Annotated in this window: 15 protein-coding genes; 4 read left to right on the top strand and 11 right to left on the bottom strand. The window is 60.1% G+C overall.

The features are described from left to right. Positions 1–180: 180 nt before the first annotated feature. From RB216_RS08265 to mtnA, 11 genes are all read right to left on the bottom strand, one after another. Positions 181–411, bottom strand: coding sequence for a lipopolysaccharide assembly protein LapA domain-containing protein (locus tag RB216_RS08265; protein ID WP_028619475.1), 231 nt, complete (start codon positions 409–411; stop codon positions 181–183). 20 nt (positions 412–431) lie between these two features. Continuing rightward, complete coding sequence (gene ihfB, locus RB216_RS08260; RefSeq protein WP_003218804.1) at positions 432–728, bottom strand: integration host factor subunit beta; 297 nt, start codon at positions 726–728, stop codon at positions 432–434. A 132-nt stretch (positions 729–860) separates the two neighbouring features. Then, entirely contained in the window at positions 861–1,145 is a 285-nt protein-coding gene (locus RB216_RS08255; protein ID WP_028619474.1) for a hypothetical protein, read from the bottom strand. A gap of 163 nt (positions 1,146–1,308) precedes the next feature. Beyond that, positions 1,309–2,994, bottom strand: coding sequence for a 30S ribosomal protein S1 (gene rpsA, locus RB216_RS08250; protein ID WP_016975322.1), 1,686 nt, complete (start codon positions 2,992–2,994; stop codon positions 1,309–1,311). 120 nt (positions 2,995–3,114) lie between these two features. Then, the gene (gene cmk / locus RB216_RS08245; RefSeq protein ID WP_028619473.1) at positions 3,115–3,804 is read right to left on the bottom strand and encodes a (d)CMP kinase; all 690 of its coding nucleotides are present in this window, start codon (positions 3,802–3,804) and stop codon (positions 3,115–3,117) included. Next, on the bottom strand, positions 3,801–6,011 hold the full coding sequence (locus RB216_RS08240; RefSeq protein ID WP_028619472.1) for a bifunctional prephenate dehydrogenase/3-phosphoshikimate 1-carboxyvinyltransferase: 2,211 nt from the start codon (positions 6,009–6,011) through the stop codon (positions 3,801–3,803). Before RB216_RS08240 ends, cmk begins: the two co-directional genes overlap by 4 nt. A 28-nt stretch (positions 6,012–6,039) precedes the next feature. Further along, positions 6,040–7,152 carry a histidinol-phosphate transaminase gene (gene hisC, locus RB216_RS08235; protein WP_308908543.1) on the bottom strand — a complete coding sequence of 371 codons (1,113 nt, stop codon included), beginning with the start codon at positions 7,150–7,152 and terminating at the stop codon, positions 6,040–6,042. A gap of 9 nt (positions 7,153–7,161) precedes the next feature. After that, positions 7,162–8,256 carry a prephenate dehydratase gene (gene pheA / locus RB216_RS08230; protein ID WP_003172650.1) on the bottom strand — a complete coding sequence of 365 codons (1,095 nt, stop codon included), beginning with the start codon at positions 8,254–8,256 and terminating at the stop codon, positions 7,162–7,164. After that, entirely contained in the window at positions 8,256–9,341 is a 1,086-nt protein-coding gene (serC, locus tag RB216_RS08225) for a 3-phosphoserine/phosphohydroxythreonine transaminase (RefSeq protein WP_028619470.1), read from the bottom strand. The genes pheA and serC overlap by 1 nt, the downstream gene beginning before the upstream one ends. 216 nt (positions 9,342–9,557) lie before the next feature. Continuing rightward, entirely contained in the window at positions 9,558–12,212 is a 2,655-nt protein-coding gene (gene gyrA / locus RB216_RS08220) for a DNA gyrase subunit A (RefSeq protein ID WP_028619469.1), read from the bottom strand. 303 nt (positions 12,213–12,515) lie between these two features. Further along, complete coding sequence (mtnA, locus tag RB216_RS08215; RefSeq protein WP_308908542.1) at positions 12,516–13,592, bottom strand: S-methyl-5-thioribose-1-phosphate isomerase; 1,077 nt, start codon at positions 13,590–13,592, stop codon at positions 12,516–12,518. A gap of 108 nt (positions 13,593–13,700) precedes the next feature. Here mtnA and RB216_RS08210 point away from each other — a divergent pair, with 108 nt between their 5' ends. The 4 genes from RB216_RS08210 (at position 13,701) to RB216_RS08195 (ending at position 17,368) form a co-directional block, all read left to right on the top strand. Next, positions 13,701–15,032 carry a TRZ/ATZ family hydrolase gene (locus tag RB216_RS08210; RefSeq protein ID WP_028619467.1) on the top strand — a complete coding sequence of 444 codons (1,332 nt, stop codon included), beginning with the start codon at positions 13,701–13,703 and terminating at the stop codon, positions 15,030–15,032. 64 nt (positions 15,033–15,096) lie between these two features. Beyond that, positions 15,097–15,795, top strand: coding sequence for a bifunctional 2-polyprenyl-6-hydroxyphenol methylase/3-demethylubiquinol 3-O-methyltransferase UbiG (ubiG, locus tag RB216_RS08205; RefSeq protein WP_003189760.1), 699 nt, complete (start codon positions 15,097–15,099; stop codon positions 15,793–15,795). A 4-nt stretch (positions 15,796–15,799) separates the two neighbouring features. Beyond that, positions 15,800–16,471: an N-acetylmuramic acid 6-phosphate phosphatase MupP gene (mupP, locus tag RB216_RS08200; protein WP_028619466.1), complete on the top strand. Its 672-nt coding sequence runs from the start codon at positions 15,800–15,802 to the stop codon at positions 16,469–16,471. 156 nt (positions 16,472–16,627) lie between these two features. Beyond that, a complete protein-coding gene (locus tag RB216_RS08195; protein WP_122686636.1) occupies positions 16,628–17,368 on the top strand; it encodes a YciK family oxidoreductase in 741 nt (246 codons plus the stop codon). The last annotated feature ends 199 nt before the right edge of the window (positions 17,369–17,567 follow it).

The raw sequence follows: 17,567 nt of genomic DNA, 5'->3' as shown, positions 1-17,567 counted from the left end.
GAAGTGACATGACGGAAGATTTCATACAGATAAGCGCTTAAAGACTTCGTCAGAGCAGTAAAAAGCCCCACCTTAAAATAGGAGGACTAGCTCGCCCTTATGTCAGGCTTCGCTTGCCGAGAGGATAAAATGCCGCATGGTTCGAGCATAAGACTACGGCAGCCCTAAAGCACATATCGATCAGGCCTTCTGACGTATTCTCTTACGGCCAAGCACCACACCTAGTGCAGGCCCAACAATCATTCCCACGAGTAACGCCAGTAAGGTGAAAACTGAAACAGGTAGCTCAACCGTGGACCAGCCTAAAAACGACAGTGTCGCACCTTGCTGATTCTCGAGCACAAAAAAAACGACAACGAGCGCGAAGAACAAAACAGATACAATCGATGCAAAGCGCGCAAGTCTAGACATAACATTCTCCTGAAAGTCGATCAGACGCCTTCTTCCTCGTCTTCGTTCACACGATCACGCAATTCCTTACCCGGCTTGAAGTGAGGTACGAACTTGCCGTCAAGACTGACGGACTGGCCGGTTTTCGGGTTACGGCCCACACGCGGCGCGCGATAGTGAAGGGAAAAGCTCCCAAACCCACGGATCTCAATGCGATCCCCGGTCGCCAGGCATTGGGACATTTGCTCAAGCATGGTCTTGATAGCCAGCTCGACATCTTTGGATGAGAGCAGCCCTTGATGGGTGACAATTCGTTCGATCAACTCCGACTTCGTCATATTTTTCCCTTCTTTTTCAAGCAGCTAGGAAAAGCGCTCCGAAGGTTTTAGCATGACTTGATGAATTTGAACAGCCCATGCATAAACTTATCTGCCGGTTGAATAAACCCCCGCATTGAAGGTGCTATTCGTTCAATTGCAGATCACCAGCATCGTCCGCGTCACTGCACCGGCGGGGTTCCAGCCGAAGAGAGAGTCACCCTCTTCATCCTGGGCATCACTGGACCTGGTGATGACCTTGTAGCCCTGCATCTTGCACTCTCGAGTGGCGCGCTTCTCGCACTTCTGCCAGTTGTTGCCAAGCCCTGAGCAGTCGATCTCGATGCCACTGACGCCGCGCTTGGCATGGGTCTTGGCGCTGGTAGCGGAGCAGCCTGCGAGCATTACCACGGCGAGTACTACGATAAGCCTGTTCATTCAAATCCTTACTGAAGCTACAACACGGGAACCGCTTTTTTCTTAAGACTATAGCCAGTTCTGACACTGAGCTGAACGCCTTGGTTCTAGGTTGTTGATTCAACGAATTTCAAGCACAAAAAAGGGCGACCGAAGTCGCCCTTTTTCTACAGCTTTACAGAACTTAGTTCTGCTTAGCCATTGCTTCGCGCAGCAGGGAGGCCATGGTGGTCTCGCCTTGTGCAGCTTCCGGAGCAGATTTCAGGCTCTGAATAGCTTCTTTCTCTTCAACTTCGTCTTTCGACTTGATGGAGAGTTGGATTACGCGGCTCTTGCGATCAACGCTGATGATCTTGGCTTCTACTTCCTGGCCTTCTTTCAGAACGTTACGCGCATCTTCAACGCGGTCACGGCTGATTTCGGAGGCTTTCAGAGTCGCTTCGATATCGTCGGCCAGAACGATGATGGCGCCTTTGGCGTCAACTTCTTTCACAGTGCCTTTAACGATTGCGCCTTTGTCGTTCTCTTGAACGTACTCGGAGAACGGATCGCTTTCCAGTTGCTTGATACCCAGGGAGATACGCTCGCGCTCTGGGTCAACCGACAGGATAACGGTGTCCAGCTCGTCGCCCTTCTTGAAACGACGAACAGCTTCTTCGCCCACTTCGTTCCAGGAGATGTCGGACAGGTGAACCAGGCCGTCGATGCCGCCGTCCAGACCAATGAAGATACCGAAATCGGTGATCGACTTGATGGTGCCGGAGATTTTATCGCCCTTGTTGAACTGGCCAGAGAAATCTTCCCATGGGTTAGATTTGCACTGCTTGATGCCCAGAGAGATACGACGACGCTCTTCGTCGATGTCCAGAACCATAACTTCCACTTCGTCGCCGACTTGTACGACTTTCGAAGGGTGGATGTTTTTGTTGGTCCAGTCCATTTCGGAAACGTGTACCAGGCCTTCCACGCCTTCTTCCAGCTCAGCGAAGCAGCCGTAGTCGGTCAGGTTGGTAACACGCGCGGTAACGCGAGTGCTTTCTGGGTAACGGGCTTTGATAGCAACCCATGGATCTTCACCCAGTTGCTTCAGGCCCAGGGAAACACGGTTGCGCTCGCGATCGTATTTCAGAACCTTGACATCAATCTCGTCGCCAACGTTGACGATTTCGGAAGGATGCTTGATACGCTTCCAAGCCATGTCGGTAATGTGCAGCAGGCCATCCACGCCACCCAGGTCGACGAATGCGCCGTAGTCGGTGAGGTTTTTGACGATACCTTTGACTTGTTGGCCTTCCTGCAGGGATTCCAGCAGAGCTTCACGCTCGGCGGAGTTCTCTGCTTCCAGGACGCTGCGACGGGAAACGACAACGTTGTTGCGCTTCTGGTCGAGCTTGATGACCTTGAATTCGAGTTCTTTGCCTTCCAGGTGCGTGGTGTCGCGCACAGGACGAACGTCGACCAAAGAACCTGGCAGGAACGCACGGATGCCGTTAACGTCGACAGTGAAGCCGCCTTTAACCTTACCGTTGATAACGCCCTTGACCACTTCTTCAGCTGCGAAGGCTGCTTCGAGAACAATCCAGCATTCAGCGCGCTTGGCTTTTTCACGGGACAGCTTGGTTTCACCGAAACCGTCTTCAACCGAGTCCAGAGCAACGTGAACTTCGTCACCGACATTGATTGTCAGATCACCAGCATCGTTGTAGAACTGTTCCAGCGGGATCAGAGCTTCAGACTTCAGACCAGCGTGAACGGTTACCCAGCGAGCTTGGTAATCGATATCAACGATAACACCGGTGATGATGGAGCCTGCCTGAAGGTTCAGGGTTTTTAGGCTTTCTTCAAAGAGTTCCGCAAAGCTTTCGCTCATTTTAATTCCTGTTGATAAGGGCGAAGAATACGCCCATCTCCACACCCCAGACGGTGTGGGTCAGTTTCAGTTAAAAGAAGCCACCGCAGGACTATGACTGGTCCCCTGCGGCCTTCTTGATCACCCGGTGATATCGCGAATGGCGATTTCACTCAAGATGCGTTCCAGCACCTGCTCGATGGACAACTCCGTGGAATCCAGCTGTATGGCATCAGCCGCCGGTTTGAGCGGGGCTACTGCGCGCTGGGTATCACGCTCATCGCGTGCACGGATCTCATCTAGCAGACTCGACAGACTAACACCATCGACTTTGCCCTTCAACTGCAAGTAGCGGCGGCGAGCCCGTTCCTCGGCGCTGGCGGTCAGGAAAATCTTCAATGGCGCCTCGGGAAACACTACGGTTCCCATATCACGGCCATCAGCCACCAGGCCCGGCGGCTCTTGAAAAGCCCGCTGACGCTGCAGCAGCGCATCACGCACGGCCGGCAGCGCGGCAACCTGGGACGCCCACGAGCCGACCTGCTCGTTGCGCAGGTCATCCGTCACATCGTCCCCTTCAAGGATGATGCGCTGGGGATGACCTTCCGTCGCGCCGACAAACTGCACATCCAGATGCGCCGCCAGCAGCTTCAGGGATTCTTCGTTGGTCAGGTCGACGCCATGGTTGCGCGCGGCGAACGCCAGCAGGCGGTACAGCGCGCCAGAATCCAGCAGGCACCAGCCCAGGCGCTTGGCCAGGATGCCGGCGATCGTGCCTTTGCCCGAGCCGCTTGGCCCGTCGATGGTAATCACCGGTGCTTTGATATTCACAATTGAGCCTCTTGGGCAACACGGATGCCGACGTGGGCACACAGTGTAAGAAAATTCGGAAAAGACGTAGCAACATTGGCGCAGTCACGGATACGAATCGGCGCCGCCGCCCGTAGGGAAGCCACGCTGAATGCCATGGCAATCCGGTGATCACCATGGGCATGCACTTCACCACCGCCCATCAGGCCACCCTCAATGATAATCCCATCAGGGGTCGGTTCACACTTAACGCCCAGCGCCAACAGACCGTCGGCCATGACCTGGATACGGTCGGACTCCTTCACACGCAGCTCTGAAGCGCCACGCAACACCGTTCGTCCCTGGGCACAGGCCGCGGCGACGAACAACACTGGAAACTCATCGATCGCCAACGGCACCAACGCTTCAGGAATCTCGATACCCTTCAACGCTGCCGCTCTTACGCGCAGATCCGCGACAGGCTCTCCACCCACCTCACGCTGGTTTTCCAAGGTGATATCCGCGCCCATCAGCCGCAGGATATCGATCACGCCGGTACGCGTCGGATTGACACCCACATGCTCCAGCAGCAACTCAGAACCCTCGGCAATCGAAGCTGCCACCAGAAAGAACGCCGAAGAAGAAATATCCCCCGGCACTTCTATATGGGCAGCCGTCAGCGCATGACCGGACTCCAGCGATGCCGTCGCGCCCTCCACCGCCACCGGATAGCCAAAGCCACGCAACATGCGCTCGGTATGGTCGCGGGTCGGCGCAGGCTCGGTCACCGCGGTTTTGCCTTCAGCGTACAACCCGGCCAGCAACAGGCAGGATTTGACCTGGGCACTGGCCATCGGCATCGCGTAAGCCAGGCCTTTCAACGACTGGCCACCACGAATGGTCAGCGGCGGACGCCCTTCTGGCCCGGTCTCGATCACTGCACCCATTTCCCGTAGGGGCTTGGCTACGCGATTCATCGGGCGCTTGGAAAGGGACGCATCGCCAGTCAGCACACTGTCGAAACTCTGCGCGGCCAGCAAACCCGACAGCAGCCGCATGGAAGTGCCGGAGTTACCCAGGTAAATCGGCCCCGGCGCCGGTCTCAGGCCATGCAGCCCTACGCCATGAATGGTCACGCGCCCATGGTGCGGGCCCTCAATCACCACGCCCATGTCGCGAAATGCCTGCAAGGTCGCCAGGGCATCTTCACCTTCAAGGAAACCTTCGACCTCAGTCACACCCTCAGCCAACGAACCCAGCATGATCGAACGGTGGGAGATTGACTTGTCGCCCGGCACCCGAATACGCCCGCTCAAGCGGCCACCCGGTTCGGCGAGGAAGGTCAACTCATCAGCGTTCACTGCGGTTTCCATGTAGGCCCGGCGCGCCAGGATCTTGCTGAAATGCTCACGCGCCACCCGCGCACGGGTGAACACACCCAATAATTGATGGCCATCTCCGGCATCAACCGCGTCGCGCAAGGCGTCGAGGTCGCTGCGGAAGGTGTCCAGGGTGCGCAACACCGCTTCGCGATTGGCGAGGAAGATGTCGTGCCACATCACCGGGTCGCTGCCGGCAATACGCGTGAAATCACGGAAGCCACCGGCGGCGTATCGGAAAATCTCGAGGTTTTCGTTGCGTTTGGCCAAGGAGTCCACCAGGCCGAATGCGAGCAAATGCGGCAGATGACTGGTCGCGGCCAGCACTTCGTCATGACGCTCGACCTGCATATGCTCGACATCCGCACCCAACTCACGCCACAAACGATCCACCACCGCCAATGCAGCCGGATCGGTTTGCTCCAGCGGCGTCAGGATGACTTTATGGCGACGGAACAACTGCGCATTGGACGCCTCCACCCCGCTCTGCTCGGAGCCGGCAATCGGATGCCCGGGCACAAAACGCGCCGGCATACCACCAAAGGCCCGTTGCGCCGCGCGCACCACATTGCCTTTGGCACTCCCGACGTCCGTCAGGATCGCCTGGCCCAGGTCCATACCCGCCAGTACGGCGAGCAATTTCTCCATGGCCAGGATCGGAACGGCCAACTGAATCACGTCTGCGCCCTGGCACGCGAGCGCCAGGTCCGCCTCACAGCGATCCACCACGCCCAACTCAACCGCCAACTTGCGCGATTGTGGGTCCAGGTCCACACCGACCACTTCGCCACACAGCCCGCTTTCACGCAGGCCTTTGGCAAAGGAGCCGCCGATCAATCCCAGACCGACCACCACCAGGCGACCGATCATAGGCACAGCAGGTTGCAATGCAGTGACATCAACCACGGACCAGAACCTTGGCCAGTGCCTCCAGGAAGCGGGCGTTTTCTGCCGGCAGGCCGATGGTGATGCGCAGGTGGTTCGGCATGCCGTAGTTGGCGGTCGGACGCACGATCACGCCTTCGCGCAACAGCCCTTGGAATACCGGCGCAGCCACTTGGCCGAGGTCGACACAAATGAAGTTGCCCTTGGACGGAATCCAACCCAGGCCCAACTCACGGAAGCCTTCCTGCAGTTGCAACATGCCGCTTTCGTTGATGCGACGACCTTCTTCCAGGTACTCGGCATCCTTCACCGCCGCACAGGCCGCCGCCAGGGCGAGGCTGTTGACGTTGAACGGCTGGCGCACACGGTTCAGCACATCGGCAACTACAGCGGTGGACAGGCCATAGCCGACCCGCAGCGACGCCAGGCCATACGCCTTGGAGAACGTACGCGAGACCAGCAGGTTCGGGTACGCCGCCAGGTAATCCAGGCCGTTCGGCAAATCACTGCCTTCGGCGTATTCGATGTAGGCCTCGTCCAGCACAACCAGCACGTGTTCCGGCACGTCTTGCAGGAAGTCATTCAGCGCTTGCGCATCGAACCAGGTGCCGGTCGGGTTGTTCGGGTTGGCGATAAACACCACGCGGGTCTGGGCGTCGATCGCCGCCAGCATGGCTGGCAGGTCGTGCCCCCAATCCTTCGCAGGAACAACGCGCGCATCAGCACCGACCGCCTGGGTCACGATCGGATAGACCGCAAACGCGTGCTCGCTGAACACCGCATTCAAGCCTGGGGCCAGGTACGCACGACCCACCAGCTCAAGAATGTCGTTGGAGCCATTGCCCAAGGTGACCTGGTTCAACTCGACCCGGCACTTTTGCGCCAACAGCGACTTGAGGGCAAAACCGTTGCCATCGGGGTAGCGGGTCAGCTCAGCCAGCTCTTCACGAATCGCCGCCAACACTTTAGGGCTCGGACCCAGCGGGTTTTCGTTGCTGGCCAGCTTGACGATGTTCGCCGGATCCAGGTTCAACTCACGCGCCAACTCGTCCACAGGCTTGCCCGGAACGTAAGGCGACAGTTGTTGCACGCCCGGCTGAGCCAGGGCGAGGAAGTTGCCACTCATGTTAAAGCCTCACAAAACCGCTTTCGGGTAAGAGCCCAGCACTTTGAGTGCCACGGCCTCCTGACTGATTTTCTCCAGCACACCTTTGACCAGCGGGTCGCGGTGGTGGCCGATGAAGTCGATAAAGAACACGTAAGTCCATTTACCGCTGCGCGAAGGACGAGTCTCGATGCGCGTCAGGTCAATCCCGTTGTCGTGGAACGGCACCAGCAGCTCATGCAGCGCGCCGGGCTTGTTGCTCATGGAGACGATGATGGACGTCTTGTCGTCGCCCGTTGGCGGCACTTCCTGGCTGCCGATCATCAGGAAACGCGTGGAGTTGTCCGGGCGATCCTCGATTTTCTCGGCCAGGCGCGTCAGGCCATACAGGCCCGCTGCCATATCACCGGCGATGGCCGCCGAGTTCCACTCACCCTTGACCCGCTTGGCCGCCTCGGCATTGCTGGAGACCGCCACGCGCTCGACATTCGGGTAATGCGCGTCCAGCCACTTGCGGCACTGGGCCAGGGACTGGGCGTGGGAGTAGATACGGCTGATGCTGTCGGTCTTGGTGTTCTCGCCCACCAACAGGTGATGGTGGATACGCAGCTCGACTTCGCCGCAGATCACCATGTCATGTTCGAGGAAGCTGTCCAGCGTGTGGTTGACCGCGCCTTCGGTGGAGTTTTCCACCGGCACCACGCCAAAGTTCACCGCACCGGCCGCCACTTCACGGAACACTTCGTCGATCGCCGCCATTGGCTTGCTGATCACCGCGTGGCCGAAGTGCTTCATGGCCGCCGCTTGGGTAAAAGTACCCTCAGGACCGAGGTAAGCCACTTTCAGCGGCTGCTCCAGGGCCAGGCACGAAGACATGATTTCACGGAACAACCGCGCCATCTCTTCGTTGCCCAGCGGGCCTTTATTGCGCTCCATGACACGCTTGAGCACCTGGGCTTCACGCTCCGGACGGTAGAACACCGGCACTTCGCCTTCAGCCAGGGACGCCATCTTCACCCGTGCCACTTCCTGGGCGCACCGCGCGCGCTCGCTGATCAGTTCCAGGACTTTCTCGTCCAGGCTGTCAATGCGTACGCGCAGCGCCTTGAGTTCTTGCTCAGACATTAGCCGTGTTCCTTTTCGAACTCCGCCATGTAGGCAACCAGCGCGTTGATCGCGTGGATGTCGACGGCGTTGTAAATGGACGCGCGCATGCCACCGACCGAACGGTGACCCTTGAGGTTCAGCAGGCCACGCTCGTCGGCACCGGCCAGGAATGGCTTGTCCAGACGGTCGTCAGCCAGCCGGAACGGCACGTTCATCCACGAGCGGTCAGTCAGATTGATCGGGTTGCTGTACAGGCCGCTGGCGTCGATGAAGTCGTACAGGGTGCGCTTCTTCTCTTCGTTCAGCTTGCCCATGGCGGCGACGCCGCCCTGCTCCTTCAGCCACTCGAAGACCAGGCCGGACAGGTACCAGGCGAACGCCGGCGGGGTGTTGTACATCGAGCCGTTATCGGCCGCGACCTTGTAGTTGAGCATGGTCGGGCACAGCGAACGGGCGCGACCGAGCAGATCTTCACGGATGATGTTGACCAGGATGCCGCTCGGACCGATGTTCTTCTGCGCGCCGGCGTAGATCATGCCGTATTTGGACACATCGATAGGACGCGAGAGGATGTCCGAGGACATGTCGCACACCAGCGGCACGTCACCCACTTCCGGCACCCAGTCAAACTCCAGGCCGCCGATGGTTTCGTTGGCAACGTAGTGAACGTAGGCAGCGTCCTTCGACAGCTTCCACTCGTTCTGACCGGGAATGGCGAAGTAGTCGTAAGGCTTGGCGGTACCCGCGACGTTCACGTGACCGTAACGGGAAGCCTCTTCAATGGCCTTCTGGCCCCAGATGCCCGTGTCGATATAGTCAGCCGTGCCGTCTTCCGGCAGCAGGTTCAGCGGGATCTGGGCGAACTGCTGGCTGGCGCCGCCCTGCAGGAACAGCACTTTGTAGTTGGATGGGATGTCCAGCAAGTCGCGCAGATCCTGCTCGGCCTTGGTGGCGATGGACACGAACTCATCGCTGCGATGGCTCATTTCCATCACGGAGAGGCCTTTTCCATGCCAGTCGAGGAGTTCACCCTGCGCACGCTGCAGGACTGCTTCAGGAAGCGCCGCGGGACCGGCACAGAAGTTATAGGCTCTCTTGCTCACATCCAATCTCACTCTGATCTGGTGGGGCTGCAATCATGTTCGGTAACGCTCTGTTTCCGGAGCGGACCGTTGTGGGAGCTGGCTTGCCTGCGATACAGGCGCCTCGGTACGTCAGTGATACCGTGGTGATGCCATCGCAGGCAAGCCAGCTTCCACATGTTTCAAAGGGGACAAACAACAAGGGGGCGAATCTTCATCCGCCCCCTGTGTGTCCGCTTATTCCTGCGGTTCTTCTTCGTCTGCGGCAGCATCGAGGGTGGGCTCGTCGACGTTGTCATCGCCGGCTGCGATCACCTCGCCGTCAAACTCCTCACCTTCCAGCTCCTCGCCTTCGACTTCCGACGGCTCCTGGACACGCTCCAGGCCGACCAGTTTCTCGTCCTTGGCCAGCTTGATCAGGGTCACGCCCTGGGTGTTACGGCCCAGGCTCGACACTTCGGCCACACGGGTACGTACCAGGGTGCCCTGGTCGGAAATCAGCATGATTTCCTCGCCATCGAGCACCTGGACCGCGCCGACCAGACGGCCGTTGCGGTCGTTGCTGACCATGGCGATCACGCCCTGGCCGCCACGCTTGTACTCCGGGAACTCGCTGATGGCTGTACGCTTGCCATAACCACGCTCGGAAGCGGTGAGGATCTGGCTGCCTTCTTCCGGGATCAGCATCGAAATCAGCTTCTGCCCTTCCGGCAGGCGCATGCCGCGCACACCGCGAGCGGTACGGCCCATGGCGCGAACGTCGGATTCCTTGAAGCGCGTGACCTTGCCGCCGTCGGAGAACAGCATGACTTCACGCTCGCCATCAGTGATGGCAGCGGAGATCAGTACGTCACCCTCGTCCAGCTCCAGGGCGATCAGGCCCACACTGCGCTGACGGCTGAAGGATTCCAGCGGGGTCTTCTTCACGGTGCCTTTGGCGGTAGCCATGAAGATGAAGTGACCTTCGGTGTATTCCTCGACCGGCAGCATGGTGGTGATGTACTCATCACTGTCCAGCGGCAGCAGGTTGACCAGCGGACGACCACGGGCAGCGCGGGACGCTTCCGGGATCTCGTAGGTTTTCAGCCAGTACACCTTGCCCTTGCTGGAGAACAGCAGGAGCGTGGTGTGGCTGTTGGCGACCAGCAGGTGAGCGATGTAGTCCTCATCCTTCACGCCGGTAGCCGATTTACCTTTACCGCCACGGCGCTGGGCCTGGTACGCAGCCAATGGCTGGGTCTTGGCATAACCGCCGTGGGAGATGGTCACCACGCGCTCTTCTTCCGGGATCATGTCACCCAGGGTCAGGTCGAGGCGGGCATCAAGGATCTCGGTGCGACGCACGTCGCCGTATTCGGCGCGGATCACTTCCAGTTCTTCGCGGATCACTTCCATCAGGCGCACGGCGCTGCTGAGGATGCGGATCAACTCGCCGATCTGGTTGAGAATCTCTTGGTACTCGGCCAGCAGCTTTTCGTGCTCCAGGCCGGTCAGGCGGTGCAGGCGCAGCTCCAGGATGGCCTGGGCTTGCTCTGGCGACAGGAAGTACTTGCCTTCGCGCAGACCGTATTGCGGGTCCAGGGTCTCTGGACGGCACGAATCGGCGCCGGCACGTTCAACCATGGCCACCACGGCGCTGGATTCCCAAGGCGTGCTGATCAGCGCTTCCTTGGCTTCCGACGGGGTTGGCGAAGCCTTGATCAAGGCGATAACCGGGTCGATATTCGACAACGCCACAGCCTGACCTTCCAGGATGTGCCCACGCTCGCGGGCCTTGCGCAGTTCGAACACGGTACGGCGGGTGACCACTTCGCGGCGGTGACGGACGAAGGCTTCCAGCAGATCCTTGAGGTTCAGGATGCGCGGGCGGCCGTCGATCAGCGCAACCACGTTGATACCAAACACGCTTTGCAACTGGGTCTGGGCGTAGAGGTTGTTGAGGATCACCTCAGGCACTTCGCCACGACGCAGCTCGATCACCACGCGCATACCGTCTTTGTCGGACTCGTCGCGCAGCTCGGTAATGCCTTCGAGCTTCTTCTCTTTGACCAGCTCGGCGATCTTTTCGATCAGACGCGCTTTGTTCAACTGGTACGGGAGTTCGGTGATGACGATCTGCTGGCGGCCACCGACCTTGTCGATGTCTTCGATTATCGAGCGGGCGCGCATGTAAATGCGGCCACGACCGGTGCGGTAGGCTTCGATGATGCCGGCGCGACCGTTGATGATCGCCGCGGTCGGGAAGTCCGGACCAGGAATGTATTGCATCAGCTCATCAACGGTCAGCTCAGGGTTGTCGATGAGCGCCAGGCAACCGTCGATGACTTCACCGAGGTTGTGCGGCGGGATGTTGGTCGCCATGCCCACGGCGATACCGCTGGAACCGTTGACCAGCAGGTTGGGGATCTTGGTCGGCATGACCGCCGGGATCATTTCGGTGCCGTCGTAGTTCGGCACCCAGTCCACGGTTTCTTTATGCAGGTCGGCCAGCAGCTCGTGCGCCAGCTTGGTCATGCGCACTTCGGTGTATCGCATGGCCGCGGCGTTGTCGCCGTCGACCGAACCGAAGTTACCCTGGCCGTCTACCAGCAGGTAGCGCAGGGAAAACGGCTGGGCCATCCGAACGATGGTGTCGTACACCGCAGTGTCGCCGTGGGGGTGATACTTACCGATCACGTCACCGACAACACGGGCAGATTTCTTGTACGGCTTGTTCCAATCGTTACCCAGCTCGCTCATCGCGAACAGCACACGCCGGTGCACGGGCTTCAAGCCATCGCGCGCATCAGGCAGTGCCCGACCGACAATTACGCTCATCGCGTAGTCGAGGTAGGACTGTTTCAGCTCGTCTTCGATATTGACCGGGAGGATTTCTTTGGCCAGTTCGCCCATGAGAAGCCTGATTCCTTTTTCGGGTGAAACCTCGTCACATCCATATGGGACGAACGAAGCTCGCCGCTGCCGGCAGAGTGCCTGACAACGACTTACGACAAATCAACGAGTTATGACACGGATCTGCACGTTATAGGCCACCCCTCGGGGCAACCCTGGAAACCGCCGGATGTTATCACAATCGCCGCCACGCACCTATCCCCCTGATGCGCATGGAGCATAGTAAGTTGACGGGTGACAGGCTTGAGGGCGACGAGAGGGGCTCAGAGCTGGATCCATGCCCGTTTCCGGAGGCAAATTGGCTTAATGCAGGCGCTTACGGCACATCAACTTGGCCAGCTTGGCGGTGTCCGGCCGCTCGACCACGCCTTTTTCGGTCACGATCACGTCGATCAGGTCGGCCGGAGTCACGTCAAACACCGGATTGTAGGCGCTCACATCGGCTGCGAAACGCTGGCCGGCGACTTCCAGCAACTCGCCGGTATCGCGCTCTTCCAGGGCGACATCATCGCCAGTGGCCATCATCAGGTCCAGGGTCGAACTCGGCGCCACCACCATGAAGCGCACGCCGTGGTGCATTGCACACACGGCCAACTGGTAGGTGCCGATCTTGCTGATCACATCGCCATTGGCGGCAATGCAATCGGCGCCGACGATCACCCAGGTCACGCCTTTGGTCTTGAGGATGTGCGCGCCGGCCGAGTCGGCATTCACCGTCACCGGAATGCCCTCGCCCGCCAGCTCCCAGGCGGTCAGCCGCGAACCTTGCAGCCAGGGCCGGGTTTCATTGGCGTAGACCTGCTCGACCATGCCTTCCAGATAGGCCGCACGAATCACCCCGAGCGCCGTACCGACACCGCCGGTCGCCAGGGCGCCTGCGTTGCCGTGAGTGAGGATGGCCTGGGCATTGCCCTGGTGCTTGCGGATCAGCTCGACACCCAACTGCGCCATGGTGAGGTTGGCTTCGCGATCACTTTCATGGATGGCAATCGCTTCCGCCTCCAGCACCGCCAGCGGATCGGCGTGTTTTTTGACGCGGTCCAGGCGGTCGCGCATGCGTTTCAACGCCCAGAACAGATTCGACGCGGTGGGTCGGGTATCGGCCAGCAGTGCATAGTCGTCTTCCCATGCGGCCTGCCAGTCACCACCCTCGGCGATGCGCTCACGGGCGGCCAGCACCAAGCCATAGGCGGCACTGATGCCAATGGCCGGCGCACCGCGCACCACCATCGAACGAATGGCGGCCGCCACTTCATCGACCGTCACGCAGGCCACCCAGCTTTCCCGGGACGGCAAGGCACGCTGATCGAGCAGGTACAGCGCGCCATCACGCCAATCGATGGCCTTCACTTTCTCCGCTGCCAACAGTCGATCGCGCATCCCTTACTCCGCACTCATAAACAAAGCCGCCGATTATAGCGATCCGCCAGCCAGGACGCTCGGGTATACTTCGCCCTTCTTTTATAGCTGCCTGGGAAGAAGCCTGCGATGACTGCCACTGCCGCCCCGCTCGACTTATTGTTGCTGCCAACCTGGCTGGTACCGGTCGAACCCGCTGGCGTGGTGCTCAAGGAGCACGGTCTGGGCATCCGCGACGGGCGCATTGCGTTTATCGGCCCACGGGCCGCAGCGCTGAAGCTTTCAGCCAACGAAGTGCGCGAACTGCCCGGCATGCTGCTCAGCCCCGGTCTGATCAACGCCCACGGGCACGCGGCAATGAGCCTGTTCCGGGGCCTGGCCGACGACCTGCCGCTGATGACCTGGCTGGAAAAACATATCTGGCCCGCCGAGGCCAAGTGGGTCGACGAAGCCTTCGTACGCGACGGCACCGACCTGGCCATCGCCGAACAGCTCAAGGGCGGCATCACCTGCTTCTCCGACATGTATTTCTACCCCAAGGTCGCCAGTGACTGCGTGCACAACAGTGGCATGCGCGCGCAGATTGCGATCCCGATCCTGGACTTTCCGATCCCCGGCGCCAGCACGCCCGACGAGGCGATTCGCCAGGGCGTCGAGCTATTCGGCGACCTTAAACACCACCCGCGCATCAAGATTACCTTCGGCCCCCACGCGCCTTACACCGTGTGCGATGACAACCTGGAGAAAATCCGCGTGATCGCCGAAGAGCTGGACGCCGCGATCCACATGCATGTTCACGAAACCGCCTTTGAAGTACAGCAAGCGGTCGAGCAGACCGGCGAACGGCCATTAGCGCGCCTGGGTCGCCTCGGGCTCTTGGGCCCGCGCTTCCAGGCCGTTCATATGACCCAAATCAGCGAGGATGACCTGGCTTTGCTGGTAGAAAGCAACACCAGCATCATTCACTGCCCGGAATCCAACCTGAAACTGGCCAGCGGCTTTTGCCCGGTGGAGCGGCTGTGGCAGGCTGGCGTGAACGTGGCCATCGGCACCGATGGCGCCGCCAGCAACAATGACCTCGATCTGCTGGGCGAAACCCGCACCGCAGCGATGCTGGCCAAGGCTGTCGCCGGTTCGGCCACCGCGCTGGATGCCCATCGCGCCCTGCGCATGGCCACCCTCAACGGTGCACGGGCCATGGGCCTGGAAAGCGAGATCGGCTCGCTGGAGGTCGGCAAGGCGGCGGATATCGTCGCCTTCGATCTGTCGGGGCTGGCGCAACAACCGATCTACGATCCGGTCTCGCAGCTTATATATGCCACCGGACGCGATTGTGTGAAACACCTTTGGGTCGCCGGCAAGCAGTTGCTCGACGACCGGCAATTGACCCGCATGGATGAACAACAGTTGACCGCCACGGCCATCGCCTGGGGCCAACGCATCAGCGGGCACAACGAATAACGAAGGTTTTGAACCCCTGGGTTCAGGACTGACCAAACGATTTATCAGGTTTAGAGGATTCACCATGAGCAACGTCGACCACGCCGAAATCGCCAAGTTTGAAGCCCTGGCCCACCGCTGGTGGGACCGCGAGAGCGAATTCAAGCCGCTGCACGATATCAACCCGCTGCGGGTCAACTGGATTGACGAGCGCGTCAACCTGGCCGGCAAGAAGGTGTTGGACGTGGGTTGCGGCGGCGGCATCCTCAGCGAAGCCATGGCCCAGCGCGGCGCGACCGTGATGGGCATCGATATGGGCGAAGCGCCCTTGGCCGTGGCCCAACTGCATCAACTGGAATCCGGCGTGAGCGTGGAATACCGCCAGATCACCGCCGAAGCCCTGGCCGAAGAAATGCCCGAGCAGTTCGACGTGGTCACCTGCCTGGAAATGCTCGAACACGTACCGGACCCGTCCTCGGTGATCCGCGCGTGCTTCCGCATGGTCAAGCCCGGCGGCCAAGTGTTCTTCTCCACCATCAACCGCAACCCCAAGGCCTACCTGTTCGCGATCATCGGCGCCGAATACATCATGAAGCTGCTGCCCCGCGGCACCCATGACTTCAAGAAATTCATCCGCCCGTCCGAGCTGGGCGCCTGGAGCCGCCAGGCCGGGCTGACCGTCAAGGACATCATCGGCCTGACCTACAACCCGCTGACCAAGCACTACAAGCTGGCCAACGACGTTGACGTCAACTACATGATCCAGACCCTGCGCGAGGAGTGAGCCTGTGAAGTTGCGAGCGGTTCTCTTCGACATGGACGGTACCCTGCTGGATACCGCGCCAGACTTTATCGCCATCTGCCAGGCCATGCGGGCCGACCGCGGCCTGGGGCCGATCAACCCCCAGCACATCCGCGATGAAATTTCCGGCGGTGCGAAGGCGATGGTGGCCGTGACCTTTTCCATGGACCCGGAATCCCCAGGCTTCGAGGAGCTGCGCCAAGAGTTTCTCGAGCGCTACCTCAAAGGGTGCGCGGTCCACAGCAAACTGTTCGACGGCATGGCCGAGCTGCTGGAGGACATCGAGAAGTCCAAGTTGGTCTGGGGCGTGGTCACCAACAAGCCACTGCGCTTTGCCGAACCGATCATGCAGCAACTGGGCCTGGCCGAGCGCTCGGCGCTGCTGATCTGCCCCGATCATGTGAAGAACAGCAAGCCGGACCCGGAGCCGATGATCCTGGCGTGCAAGATGCTCGACCTGGACCCGGCCAGCGTGCTGTTCGTGGGCGACGACCTGCGCGATATCGAGTCCGGCCGCGACGCCGGCACGCGCACTGCAGCGGTCACCTACGGCTACATCCACCCGGACGACAATCCGCGCCATTGGGGCGCCGATGTGGTGGTGGATCACCCGCTGGAACTGCGCAAGGTGCTGGATAACGCACTGTGCAGTTGCTGATGGTTCGCTCCCCTCTGTAGGAGCGAGCTTGCTCGCGAAGAACCCGAGATCGCCGCGTTGATCCAGATACCCCGCGTTATCGTTGACGTTTTTCGCGAGCGAGCTCGCTCCTACAAGGGGTGCTTGGATTTTCTGTGAATTCTGTCGAGGTTGTTTATGTTTGATTACTCCGCACGTCCAGAACTGCTCAAAGGCCGGGTGATCCTGGTAACCGGTGCCGGTCGCGGGATTGGCGCGGCGGCGGCGAAAACCTACGCCGCCCATGGCGCCACCGTGCTGTTGCTGGGCAAGACCGAAGCCAACCTGGCCAAGGTGTATGACGAAATCGAAGCAGCCGGCCAGCCGCAACCGGTGGTGATTCCGTTCAACCTGGAGACCGCCCTGCCCCATCAATACGATGAGCTGGCCGCGATGATCGAAAAGGAATTCGGCCACCTCGACGGCCTGCTGCACAACGCCTCGATCATCGGCCCACGCACGCCGATCGAGCAGTTGTCCGGTGAGAATTTCATGCGGGTGATGCACGTGAACGTCAACGCGATGTTCATGTTGACCAGCACGCTGTTGCCGCTGCTCAAATTGTCCCAGGATGCGTCGGTGGTGTTCACCTCCAGCAGTGTCGGGCGCAAGGGTCGGGCTTACTGGGGCGCTTATGGCGTGTCGAAGTTTGCGACCGAAGGCTTGATGCAAACCTTGGCCGATGAGCTTGAGGATGTGGCAGCGGTTCGCTCCAACAGCATCAATCCAGGTGGCACGCGCACCAGCATGCGCGCCCAGGCGTATCCCGGGGAAAACCCGATGGAGCGGCCTGCTCCGGAAGAGATCATGCCGGTGTACCTGTACCTGATGGGGCCGGACAGTACCGGCATCAACGGCCAGGCGTTCGACGCGCAATAGGCCCTGAACACCGCGAAGCCGCTGTGGAAGCGGGCTTTTGTGGTGAGCGGGCTTGCCCCGCGCTGGGCTGCGAAGCGGCCCTAAAATCTGACACCGCGGTCTTTCTGTTAGATCGCGGTGACTCTATGGGGCCGCTTCGCAGCCCAACGCGGGGCAAGCCCGCTCACCACAGGTCTCGTCCCACATCAGGTGCGCAGGG

Origin of the sequence: Pseudomonas canadensis, from assembly GCF_030980095.1 — a bacterium.
Taxonomy (GTDB): Bacteria; Pseudomonadota; Gammaproteobacteria; order Pseudomonadales; family Pseudomonadaceae; genus Aquipseudomonas; species Aquipseudomonas canadensis.
Note: the sequence above shows the minus strand (reverse complement) of the source record. Positions and strands in the feature narration are given on the sequence as shown.